Origin of the sequence: Maridesulfovibrio sp. (genome assembly GCF_963676065.1) — a bacterium.
Taxonomy (GTDB): Bacteria; Desulfobacterota; Desulfovibrionia; order Desulfovibrionales; family Desulfovibrionaceae; genus Maridesulfovibrio.
Genome location: NZ_OY780933.1, coordinates 1446981 through 1459452 on the forward strand (window position 1 = coordinate 1446981; position 12472 = coordinate 1459452).

8 protein-coding genes are annotated in these 12472 nt (G+C 48.0%); 4 read left to right on the plus strand and 4 right to left on the minus strand.

What is annotated here, in order from left to right:
- Positions 1-794: 794 nt before the first annotated feature.
- The 3 genes from ACKU35_RS06360 to ACKU35_RS06370 are packed head-to-tail and all read left to right on the plus strand — an operon-like array spanning position 795 to position 5889.
- Positions 795-1931 (plus strand): glutamate synthase, encoded by a 1137-nt coding sequence (locus ACKU35_RS06360; RefSeq protein ID WP_319764212.1) that lies wholly within the window; start codon positions 795-797, stop codon positions 1929-1931.
- Positions 1895-3529, plus strand: a complete 1635-nt coding sequence (locus ACKU35_RS06365) for a glutamate synthase-related protein (RefSeq protein ID WP_319764214.1) — start codon at positions 1895-1897, stop codon at positions 3527-3529. The genes ACKU35_RS06360 and ACKU35_RS06365 overlap by 37 nt, the downstream gene beginning before the upstream one ends.
- A gap of 29 nt (positions 3530-3558) precedes the next feature.
- Positions 3559-5889 carry an FAD-dependent oxidoreductase gene (locus tag ACKU35_RS06370; RefSeq protein WP_319764216.1) on the plus strand — a complete coding sequence of 777 codons (2331 nt, stop codon included), beginning with the start codon at positions 3559-3561 and terminating at the stop codon, positions 5887-5889.
- A gap of 168 nt (positions 5890-6057) precedes the next feature.
- Here ACKU35_RS06370 and ACKU35_RS06375 read toward each other — a convergent pair whose 3' ends face one another.
- Entirely contained in the window at positions 6058-6702 is a 645-nt protein-coding gene (locus tag ACKU35_RS06375) for an RluA family pseudouridine synthase (RefSeq protein ID WP_319764218.1), read from the minus strand.
- A 599-nt stretch (positions 6703-7301) separates the two neighbouring features.
- Between ACKU35_RS06375 and ACKU35_RS06380 the strand changes: the two genes are divergently transcribed.
- The gene (locus ACKU35_RS06380; protein WP_319764219.1) at positions 7302-7634 is read left to right on the plus strand and encodes a NirD/YgiW/YdeI family stress tolerance protein; all 333 of its coding nucleotides are present in this window, start codon (positions 7302-7304) and stop codon (positions 7632-7634) included.
- A gap of 262 nt (positions 7635-7896) precedes the next feature.
- Here the strand turns inward: ACKU35_RS06380 and ACKU35_RS06385 are convergent, their stop codons facing one another.
- From ACKU35_RS06385 to ACKU35_RS06395, 3 genes are all read right to left on the minus strand, one after another.
- Positions 7897-10221, minus strand: a complete 2325-nt coding sequence (locus ACKU35_RS06385) for an ATP-binding protein (protein ID WP_319764221.1) — start codon at positions 10219-10221, stop codon at positions 7897-7899.
- A gap of 59 nt (positions 10222-10280) precedes the next feature.
- On the minus strand, positions 10281-11261 hold the full coding sequence (locus ACKU35_RS06390; protein WP_319764223.1) for a BMP family ABC transporter substrate-binding protein: 981 nt from the start codon (positions 11259-11261) through the stop codon (positions 10281-10283).
- A 231-nt stretch (positions 11262-11492) separates the two neighbouring features.
- Positions 11493-12437, minus strand: a complete 945-nt coding sequence (locus tag ACKU35_RS06395) for a DMT family transporter (RefSeq protein WP_319764225.1) — start codon at positions 12435-12437, stop codon at positions 11493-11495.
- Positions 12438-12472 lie beyond the last annotated feature (35 nt).

The following is a 12472-nucleotide window of genomic DNA, read 5'->3' on the forward strand; positions in this document are numbered from 1 at the left end:
TCGTCATAAGTTTTAGATAAGGCGGTTTCTATACTACACATTTGTAGATGACTACGGTCTTGTTAGTGTAGTTTTGTCAAAAATGTAAATTTAGTGTCTTTGGGGTAGGGGCTAAAATTGCTTCGCGTCACAGCTGTTTAGATCTCCTGTCTACATAATGGGTTTGAGGCTGTATAATCAGTGGTTGAGTGAGATGTTGAGGGTTGTTTTGAGCGCTGATTATCATTTTTTGCTAAAGAACTGCTTGGTGAATCTTGTTGATTGCCATGTTGGTGTAAAGAAGGGAGTCAGGGGCTGTTTTTAGTGTAAAAACTGTTGTATATTAGTATCTTATGCTTATTCCTGATATGGTGTCGAATCGAGTCTGAAGCCAGAATGTGAGGGGGGTGGCTGAGATTGGTCGTAAATTTAAGACCTTTTTGTATTAAAAAACTTCATTTTCGTATTTTTGTTTGCCAAAATTGTTTTTTTCTGCCATTGTCAAATTCCTGAATCGCTCTGATCTTCAAAAAACAACCTTTTTTATCCTGATTTCGATTCATTTTCAGAATCCTGAAAAATAGTTGTGCCAATTTTGAGAGGTGGAAAAACTCAGAATGTCCAAAATTTACCTGCACAAATTACTTAATTCGAAATAATTGCAGATTAGAGCTGTATCGGCTGATACATTTATTTTTAAAAAAACATGTCAGCTGGCCTGGCGGAGATAATCCCGGAGTAAAGGTCTGTCCAACTCCCTGCCTGCCGGATCGCTGCATCTGTTGAACCCTATAATCATGGAGTGAGCTGACAATATGTGCCGTTTATTTGCGCTTACAAGTCGCGATCCTATTTCACCCATGCTGGCCATCAATGCCCTTAATACAATGAAAGAAGGTCATGACGGCTCCGGTGTGGGGCTTTGTCTCAGGGGATTGGGAGGTCGCTTTGAAGAAGAGCTGAAAGACTGCCCCATCCTTTCCGGAATTTTTACTGAAGCCGGTCTGCGCAGGTTGGAACAGTATGCCATGGACCATGGTTTCAAGTCTCAGTACAGTATCCTTTATACGCCGGAAACCGAACCGCCGGTAGGCACCCCCGTTCGCGGAACATACGCAGCAATCGCATATAAAGTTCCCAGAGGATGGAAAGATCTTACTCCTGCCGAGCAGGGACGCAAACTCGTTGAGATGCGTCTTGAGCTGCGCAGGATGGGTGAGGAAGAGGGAGACATCATGGTCTTTTCCTTCTGGCCCGATACCATCGTAGTGAAAGAAGTCGGTGATCCTCTTGAAATCGGTGAGTGGCTTCAGCTTGATGCCAACAAAAACATCTATGCCAGACGCATTCTGGCGCAGGGCAGGCAGAACACAAACTACGCCATCAACCTTTATGCATGTCACCCTTTCTTTATAGAAGGCGTAGCTTCCATGACCAACGGTGAGAACACAGCGTTTATTCCCGTTAAGGAATACCTGCAGTCCAGAAATGTTCCCGGTTATTCCGGATACCAGTCCGATTCCGAGGTCTTTACCCATATCGCGCACTACACTACCAAGCGTCTGGGTCTGGACATCCGTGCTTACAAGCACATAATCACCCCGCTTATGGATCATGAAATGGCCGACCATCCGGACCGCGAGTTTCTGGCACCTCTGAAAAGATCCTGCCGCAAGATGATTATCGACGGCCCCAACTGTGTTATCGGAACCCTTGATGACGGTTCCATGTTCATGGTTCAGGACCGCAAGAAGCTTCGTCCCGGTATTGTGGGCGGTAAAGACGGCATCTATGCCTTTTCATCCGAAGTTTGCGGAATCGACGCTGTCATTCCTGACCGTGACAGATCCAAAGACTTTCAGCCCATGCACCTCGATACAGTAATCGTCGGACCCGACTGCAAGGAGATACAAACATGCTCACAGAAAGACCAATTACCCCGTCAACTTTAGGCGTTAAAGACCTGAACTGGCAGATCGAGTGGGACAAGGATCTCTGTACCCAGTGCGGTCGCTGCACCTCAGTCTGCCCGGTGAACGCTATTGAACTCGGTGTATTCCGCAAGCGCGAGATCAAGACTCCCGCCAGCTTGCTGAAAAAAGCCGAGAATGAATATAAAGTTTTTTACGGCATCCGCCAGAAAACCGATCCTGCCTACGCCTGCATCGGTTGCTCCATGTGCAATCTGGTTTGCCCCAACAACGCCATCGCCCCCAAACGCCAGGAAGATTCTACTTCACAGAAATTCCACAATGACCGTGGCGGTAATCCCCGCACTCGCGGTGGACGCCGCAATTCAGGCGAATCTCTGCTGGATCAGATCAAGTTCATTCGTATCTCCATGCTCACTGACCCGGCGCTCGATGCCGGACGTCACGAGTTCCGTTTGAATACTTTGCTCGGTCGTGTGCAGTCTCCGGAAGATAGCCTGAAAACATATAAGGAACACGGCTGGAAACCTCCGGTACGGGAGATATATCCGCTGGTTATCGGCGGAATGTCCTTCGGCGCGCTTTCTCCCAATATGTGGGAAGGCTTGCAGATGGGTGTCGCTTATCTGAACGAAGAACTTAATATGCCGGTACGCATCAGCACAGGTGAGGGCGGCTGTCCCCCGCGTCTGCTGCGTTCCCGTTTCCTTAAATACGTTATCCTCCAGATTGCGTCCGGTTATTTCGGCTGGGATGAAATCATCCACGCCATTCCCGAGATGAAGGTCGACCCCTGCGCCATTGAAATCAAATACGGTCAGGGCGCTAAGCCCGGTGATGGCGGACTGCTCATGTGGTACAAGGTTAACAAGCTCATCGCCGCAATTCGCGGTGTTCCTGAGCGGGTCAGCCTGCCTAGTCCCCCGACCCATCAGACTCAGTATTCCATTGAGGAATCAGTTGCGAAGATGATCCAGTCCATGAGTATGGCCTGGGGATTCAGGGTCCCGGTCTATCCGAAGATTTCCGCTTCCTCCACATCTCTGGCGGTTCTCAATAACTTGACCCGTAACCCTTATGCCGCCGGTCTGGCCATTGATGGTGAAGATGGCGGTACCGGTGCGGCGTACAATGTTTCCATGAACCATATGGGACATCCCATCGCCAGTAACCTGCGTGATTGTTACAACGCTCTGGTTGTTACCGGTAAGCAGAACGAGCTGCCCCTTATCGCGGGTGGCGGTATCGGTAAATCCGGCAACCTCGCGGCAAATGCTGCGGCCCTGATTATGCTCGGCGCGAGTGCTGTACAGGTCGGTAAATACGTAATGCAGGCCGGCGCCGGCTGTCTCGGTTCTGAAAAGGATCGCTGCAACGTCTGTAACATCGGCGTATGTCCCAAGGGCATCACCTCTCAGGATCCCAGACTTTACCGTCGCCTTGACCCTGAAAAAGTCGCCGAAAGGGTTGTTGACTTCTATCTGAGCTTTGACACTGAAATCAAAAAGATCATTGCCCCCCTGGGCCGCTCCACATCTCTGCCTATCGGCATGTCGGACGCGCTTGGTATCAGTGACCGTGATGCTGCTGAAAGACTCGGCATCAAGTACGTGGTTTAACAACAGCTCACGATTTACGGAGATTTAAAATGGCAACAGAAAAAATATGCATCAGCGGTCTTGAAGAAGGCTTCCGTGTTGAATCCCGCATCCTTGAGGAGCGGATTCAGAAAGCGGTTGCCGACGGAGCCCGCAAGCTTGAAATAGACGCCATGGGCCAGCACGGTATTGGCGGTAGGCTGTGGATTTCCAAACAGGAACCCATTGAAATTGACGTTATCGGTACTTCCGGTCAGCGTCTGGGTTCCAAGGGGTTTCCCGGTACGGTAATAAACGTCCACGGTTCGGTTTCAGATGACGTGGGCTGGCTCAACGCCGGTGCCGAGATCATCGTCCATGGCAATGCTTCCAACGGCGCATGTAATGCCATGGCGCAGGGTAAAGTTATCATTAATGGTGATATCGGTGCCCGCGGCATGACCATGACCAAAACCAACCCCCGCTTTGATGAACCCGAACTCTGGGTGCTCGGCGGCGTAGGTGACTATTTTGCTGAATTCATGGCCGGCGGTACCGCAGTTGTCTGTGGTTATGAAGCCCAGAATGCTGAGAATGTGCTCGCTTTCCGGCCTTGTGTCGGTATGGTTGGCGGACGTATCTTCGTACGCGGCCCCCACGGAGAGTTCTCCAATGCAGACGCTATCCTTGAACCCATCACTGATGCGGACTGGGAATGGCTGACAACTAATCTTAAAGAGAACCTTGCCAAAATAGGCCGCGAAGATCTTTACGATTCCTTGACCGAACGCAAGGAATGGCAGCTGATCCGCGCAAAATCTCCCTTTGAGAAAACCGGACGTAAGCGTCGTTCCATGTCTGAATTCCGTACACAGGTCTGGGATGATGAGCTTGGACAGGGCGGTCTTATCGGTGATCTGACCGATCTTGATCGTTCTCCGATTCCGCTGATCACCCACGGTGAGATGCGTCGCTTTGTTCCTGTCTGGGAAAACCGCAAATATCAAGCGCCCTGCCAATCTGCCTGTCCTACCGGAATGCCGGTCCAGAAACGCTGGCAGCTGGTTCGTGACGGTCTTGTTGACGAGGCTGTTGATCTTGCTCTCGCATATACTCCTTTCCCCGCAACTGTCTGCGGTTACCTCTGCCCCAACCTCTGTATGGATGGCTGCACCCGTGGTAAAAAAGATATGCTTTCCGTAGATATCACCAAGCTCGGACGTGACGGCGTTAACAGCCCCGCGCCTGAACTGCCGCCTCTTTCCGGCAAGAAAGTTGCTGTCATCGGCGGCGGTGCTGCGGGTATTTCTGCTGCATGGCAGATTCGCCGCAAAGGTCATGAGGCCGTTGTCTACGATATGGCTGAAAAGCTCGGTGGTAAAATCAGCTCCGCAATTCCTTCCAGCCGTATTCCCAAGGAAGTGCTGGATACGGAACTTGAGCGTGTCGCTAAGGTCATCCCGCATGTTCACATGCAGAAGAAATTGACTGCTGATGATTTTGCCGAACTGCGTCAGAACAATGATGCAGTAGTTCTCGCCATCGGTGCCCAGAAGCCGCGCATCATCCCAATCCCCGGCCATGAACGCATTACCCCTGCTCTTGAGTTCCTCAAGGATGCCATGAAGGGTAAAGCAAAGGTCGGCGAAAAAGTGGTTATCATCGGTGCCGGTAACGTTGGCTGTGACGTCGCAACAGAATGTTCACGTCTCGGTGCCAAGGAAATTCTGCTGATCGATATTCAGAAGCCCGCCGCTTTCGGTAAGGAACGCGATGAGGCTGAAGAGGCCGGAGCTAAATTCCGTTATCCCTGTTTCACGCAGGAAGTTACCGATGAAGGCGTTGTGCTGAAATCAGGTGAAGTTCTTCCTGCTGACACAGTGATCATGTCCATCGGTGACACCCCGGATATTGATTTCCTGCCGGACACAATCGCCCTTGATCGCGGTCACATCGTAGTCAATGAAGATTACCAGACAACTGAGCCCGGCGTTTATGCCATCGGTGATGCTGTTCGTCCCGGTCTGCTGACTCACGCTATAGGTCATGGCCGAGCTGCCGCCGAGACTCTTGATGAGATCTTTACCGGTAAGCGTCCTCATGCTGAACCTAAAGATGTAATCGACTACAAACGTATGACTCTCGAATACTTCGATCCGCGCATTACCAGTTTCAAGGATGTTCAGGAATGTGCGCAGGAGTGTTCCTCCTGCGGCTCCTGCCGTGATTGCGGCCTTTGCGAAGCGGTCTGTCCTCAGACGGCGATTTCCCGTAAGGGGGACGAAGGAAGTAAAGACTTTGAAATGGTTTGTAACCCAGATAAATGTATCGGTTGTGGTTTCTGCGCCAGCGTCTGCCCTTGCGGAATCTGGAATGTCGTAGAAAACAGCCCGATTGGATAAATAAAATGTCTTAAAGAATAAGAGCGCCGGGTGGTCCGGTGATTCTGTGTGGATTCTAAAGACGAAAGCCCTGCTGAAGAGATTCAGCAGGGCTTTTAATGTTGATAAAGTACCATCTGCGTCCTTGCGGCAAAAAGTCCGAAATTCGCGTATGTTTAAACGAATTGCCTAAAATAATGGATCAATATTGAATTCCATTTTTTCTTTGGTTTTGGGATGTTCGAAACATAGATAACCGGCGTGCAGCTTGAGCTGGCCGGGGGCGTTGCCGGAGCCGTAAAGCCTGTCCCCGACTATGGGACATCCCAGTCCCTGTGGATGCGCCGAATGAACCCTTAGCTGATGGGTACGGCCGGTAAGTGGCGTAAATTCCACGCGGGTCATGCCGTTCTCAATATTCAGCTTACGCCAATGGGTGATGCCCAGTTTTCCGTGAATGGGGTCGTAGACCTGATGGGGCCTGTTGTAAGGATCAAGCCGAAAAGCCATCTCAATAACTCCGCTGTCTTCCTTTACTATGCCATCCAGCAGGGCGATGTAACGTTTTTTTACCTGCCTTTTTTGAAACTGCTCCACCAATTCGCGCACAGCCCGCGCGGTCAGCCCCAAAACCAACAGTCCGGAAGTATCCATATCAAGCCGATGTACTGTTGGGAACTTGCGGCATTCAGGAAACATCTTCTGGATTCTTGTAACAACACAATCCTGATTTTCAGGACCGCGTCCGGGCACGGAAAGGAGTCCGCTGGGTTTGTTTACCACCACAATTTTACGGTCTGCATAGACGATATCGAGAAGTTCTGAGTTGCTCATGGCCTTTAATCCGTTTTTTATCGTAAAAAATCAACTATCAATTTTTCTGATAAGTAAGCACGAGTTGGCTGGATTTGATGTATCATTTTTGATGTAGAGGGTATTATGAGTTTTACGTCTGTGGATTTCATTTTATATAAACCTCATTGTTATTTTTAAGATATGGAATGAAAATGCCAATAAATTAGCTGTTTATAGGATATAGGTTAAAAATTCGGCATATTGTATACTAGTTTAGTATGAAAACTGTGTTTATTGAATCCGGATTCAGTGCAATTTGAATAGTAATTCTAGGTAGCACGATATTAGCATTCTTATACAGTAGTCAAAAATACGGTTGTGAAAAAAATATCTATAAGCAATATGAGGGGTTAAAGGGGAATTTGTACAATATTTCACAAGACCAGCGTTTTTTTGATTGCATAATCAAACAGAGGTGTCTATTACTTGATCAACGGATCAACAACAGGTCCTCCTAGAAAAAATGGCTGAACAGAAGTTCGGACGTTTTCATATAAGTTAAAATAAAGTTTTATCAATAAGGTTTCAAATCTTTAACTTCCACCCGAGGGTGGGACGGGTGATAAGAGATGAAAAAAATGAGCGTACTTTTTCTTTTACTTCTGGTGATCGTGGCCGCTGCAGCAACTTCCGAAACTCTTGAGTTCAAATCCAAGGATGTCACCACCGTTGCTGAAGCTCGCGTGTCCGGTGCCGATACCAAGGCCATTGTAAAAGGACACATAGTAAGAAAAATAAATAGCAATAAATATGTATTTCAGGACAAGACCGGTGAAATCATTATCGACCTCAGCCCTAAAGCGGGATCCCTCCCCGTTGACTCAAACGCTGAGATTGAAATTGAAGGCAGGGTCGAGCAGGACCTCGTCTTCGCCGGAATCGAAGCCCAGAAAATATCCGTTATTAACTAAACGGACCTCACAGGAATAATCATTCCAACCAGAAAGGTCGCTGATCAGACTCTTTTGAATCTGAATTGTCAGCAGCTTCAAAGCCGTGTCTGAAGATGCGGCCTTTCTTGTTTTTGAACCCCGGGACTAAGCTTGGCAGCTTTGTCTCGGGGTTAGTTTTTTGTCAGCAGTAAATGATTGCGGCTGTTCAGATGCGTTCAGTACAAAGGGATAACGCGAGCTTAGTTGGTGCAGAGCCAGTTGTATCAGGGCTTTATGCTAATTAAGTGAAAAAGGGATTGCACAGCTCATTGATGGTACTGATTATTTTGTCTTTGGAGATGGGTTTGGTCAGGAATGAATCACAGCCGGCTTCAATAATCTTATCCCGTGCCTCGGTCAGTGCGTGGGCGGTCAGGGCTATTATAATGCTGGGTTTTGTGCTGGTCTGTTTTTCCCATGCTCTTATTTTGCGGGTGCTTTCATACCCGTCCATAACAGGCATTTCAATATCCATAAAAATAATATCGAAATGAGCTTCGCGAGCCAGTTCCAGCCCTTCTGCCCCGTTATTAGCCACTTTCAGTTTGTGGGGCAGATCTTTTAAGAAAAGTTGAATCAGCATGCAGTTGGCCTTGTTGTCTTCCACAAGGAGTATATCAAGGGAGCGCATTCTTCGGCTGGGCTGAGCTGGAGAGGGGTGTAACTCAGGATTCTTGCTCAGGGCTTTTTTGGATGCATTCTCAAGAGAGTGCATATCAACTGGAGCCAGCAGAACACTTCCTGCGAAATTTTCGATATAATCCTGACCCACTGTAGTAATAAGAATGATTTTCTCTTCAATGATATTCAGTGAACGCAGTTCCGTGAGGGTCTTGGACGTTTTCCAGTCGTGAATGCTGCCGCGAACAAGGATCATGTCAAATGGTGAGTTGGACTTTACGCTGTTATCGATAAATTGACGTCCTTCCTCCATGCTTTGGGCTTTGCTGATGCGTTTAGTCCTTGTGCCTATGCGTATGGCCAGAGCCTGACGGGAGTAGTCCTGATCGTTTATTATCAGTATGGATTTTCCGCGCAGTGGTGAACTCATTACAGAACTGCGCGGGTCTTTTTCAAATGGCAGCTCCAGATGGACGCTGGTTCCAAAGCCTTTGCGGCTTTCGATCCATATCTTACCGCCCAAGGCTTTGCTCAGGGATTTGCAGATAGAAAGTCCTAGGCCGGTTCCGCCGTATTTGCGGGTTGTGGAGGAGTCCGCCTGTGTAAAACGGTCAAAGATTGACTCCAGTTTATCTTCCTCAATGCCAATACCACTGTCTTTAACCGTAAAATGTATATTCAGGAGTTTGTCGTTGCTGCTCGGGCTCATTCCCGGATTTAGGGATACCTCCACGACAACGAAACCCCGCTCTGTAAATTTGATGGCATTACCGATGAGGTTTACTAAAATCTGTTGCAGTCTAGTAGGATCGCCCATCAGGGCTTCAGGTACATCCCGGTTAATGTTGTAGGCCAGTTCCAAACCTTTTCCATGTCCGGCATGAGCTGTGACCTTAAAGGCTTTGCCGATAAGCCTGTCGAGGTTAAGATCTTTTTTCTCAAATGGAACTTCTCCTGCCTCGATTTTACTCAGGTCGAGGATTTCGTTGATTAAGTGCAGAAGGGATTCGCCGGATTCGTGCAGTATTTCTACAAATTTTTTCTGTTCGTCATCAAGGTTGGATTCAGCCAGAATTTCAGCCATCCCCAGAATGGCATTCATGGGGGTTCTTATCTCATGGCTCATGGCGGCCAGAAATTGTGATTTTGCCAGAGTGCCCTTCGCTGCTTCCACAGCCATGGCCTCGGATTTGGCAATCGCTTTGACCAGTTTCTTGTTGGCGGTTTCCAGCTCGTGAGTCCGCTCCTGTACTTTTACCTCGAGGTTTTTATACAGACCTTCAAGGTTTCGGCTCATGTCGTTGAAGCTCAGTGCCAGAGAGCCTATTTCGTCCATGCGCGAGTCTAAATCTACCGTGACGAATCTTCGGCGGGCTATTTCTCTGGTGTTGTTGGCCAGCAGGCGTAGCGGCGAGATGAGAATGCGTTGGAAAAAGGCATCAAGGGCGATAATGGTGCAGAGCATGCAAGCGCTGAAGAGGATTATCAGACTGTAGGTATTGCCTTGAATTTCTTTGCGAACTTTGTCCAGTCGCATTCCTATTTCAACCCTGCCGATATTTTCATTGCCGCTTATGATGGGCTTTGAAACAATGAGAATGTCGGATCCATAATGAGGTTTATTTTTCGAATTGTGGGAGTTGGATATAATGTTTCCTGATTGCAGGATAGGGCTTCCTTCCCTGTCGTATACCTCACAGAAGGCGACCTGCGGCGACTGCTCAACAGAAAGAGCCAGATCCTCAATGAGGAAAAAACTGAATCTCGGCAGGTATTCAGCACAGGACCGGGCGGCCAGGGCGGCTATGCGGTTACCGTGTTCAGCCAGGCTGTCCTCCAGCATTCTTTTCTGGGAATCAACGATATAATACCCCAGAGTGAAAAAGAATAGCAGCAGAATTAACCCGGTGCCGATGGAAATTTTAAACCGTAGGCTGTCTTTCATTATAGCGTGTTGACTATTTTCATTGGATAATTTTTTAGTCTAAGCGTTTGTCAAAAAGATTATTTTTGGAAGTTCATTTTTATTTCGCCATTAATAATTTTTTGCCTTATCTCCTCAACCTTTTCCAGTACCCCAGCCGGTATTTTATCACGGGTATATTTCATATCGCTAAGGGCCACACCGTTTTCTTTAAGCCCATAACCGGTCGCTCCGGGCTTGAAATTGCCCTGCATGACCGCTTTTAATTCATTGTAAGCAGCGACATCCATTTTTTTAATCATACTTGTCAGCACAAAACCTTTAGCCAATGAATCCTGATCCGAATCAACCCCGATGGCTAATTTACCACTGCGCCGCGCGGCTTCGATGATTCCGTTGCCGGTCAACCCGGCGACAGTAAATATTATATCCGCTCCGCTTTTGTACTGTCCCATAGCCATGTTATAACCTTTGGCTGGAGCTTCAAAGCCGGAAAAGTCACCGAGAGGGCTAATGTATTCTACGACCACTTTAATGTCTGGAGCAGCGTATTTGGCTCCTTTAACGTAACCCTGTTCAAACCTTAGGACCGGGGGAATCGGAGTGCCCCCGATGAAGCCTATTTTACCGGTTCTGCTGGTCATAGCCGCCAAAGCTCCGGCCAGAAAAGATCCCTCCTCCTGTGCAAAGAAAACGGAAGAAACATTCTTCATGCCAGTTATCGGAACTTCACAGAGAATGAATTTTTTGTCCGGGTATTGCGGGGCTTCCTTTTTTATTATTTGCAAATATTGAGCCCCTACAAGTATCAGTATATCAGATTGTTGAATAAGATTGGTAAAGTTTTTTTCTGTGATGTTCCCGCTTTTATCCGGTTCAAGGATGATGAGTTTGAAATTGAATTCCTGCTGCGCTTTGCGAATTCCTCCATAACACATATCGTTGAATGAAAGGTCTCCAAGTCCTGACGCTCCGGTTACAAAACCTACAACCGGCTGTTCTGCGCAGGCTGTGCCCAGTGTAAATAAAATAAACATAATAGCGGCGAGTAGTCTCTTCATGGGCACCCCTGATGTATGAAAACGCATAGATTAAACCGGAAACGTTAGCAAAATATCCTAATTTGGATAATTCAGGTTAACTTAATATAAAAGTGTAATTTATTAAAGCCTGTTCGGGCAAGCTCCATATGTGCTGGTTTTAGCGAAAAAAAATCCCGGTAAGTGATCTTTACCGGGATTTTTCGTATGATGGCGCTATTGACGGGCGTATGAATATTTATTCACCGACCATTAATTTTTGTGGTTTGCAGCACATAAAGTAGATTTTATAATCGGAAATGACTTCCAGTCCAGTTTTTCACCGTACTGGGCCAGCCCAACGCCGGCAAAAATTACAGCGGAAGCCAGCAATTGAATGAAGTTCAATGTTTCTCCAAGCAGGAACCATCCGAAAAAAGCGGCGACGGCCGGGACCAGATTGATGAAGGCAGATGCTTTACCCGCAGGTAGTCTGCTTATGCCTGAATTGTATAGAACAAAGGCGCCGAGAGTGACGAAAACCCCAAGATATCCGGCCGTCATCAAAACTTCAAACGGTGCCGTTCCCAATCCGTCCCGGATGAGTAAATAGAGTCCAGGTATAAAAAAGATGCACCCGGCCGCATTCTGTATGGCTGTAAGCGTCCACGGGCCGTAGCTGGCGGAGAGCCTCTTTACCAGCAGCATGTATCCTGATGCACAGGCCATGGCGATCAATTCCAGCATGTTTCCGAGAGCGGGGTCGGAAGCATTTGTTGAAGGACTTCCGCTCAGGGTCAAGGCCGCTACACCCAGCATGGAAAGGAGGAGTCCCGTCCAGCCGGAAGAAGTCGTTTTTTCTTTAAAAAAGAATCCGGCCCCTACTGAAACCATCAATGGTAGTGAAGCTGAAATAAGGCCGGCCTGAGTGGCTGTGGTGTAAGTCAGGGCGTATGACTCAAAAAGAAAATAGAGACAGGGCATAAACAGGGCCATGACTGCCAGCGCCAACCGATCACCTTTTTTTACCGGGCGTGTCAGGCGTGGCATGAAGGGGGTCAAGATCAGGGTTGCGAAACCGACCCTCATCCACATGATCGCCCATGGATTCATGCTTGCGAGCAGATGTTTCATGGCCGCAAAGGAACTTCCCCAGAGTAGAATGGCCCCTAGGATTGCTAATACGGGAATAATCGGATGTGAATTGTCACGGGTCATATTTTTCTCCTGAACTTTACAGATGGTGGTGTTTT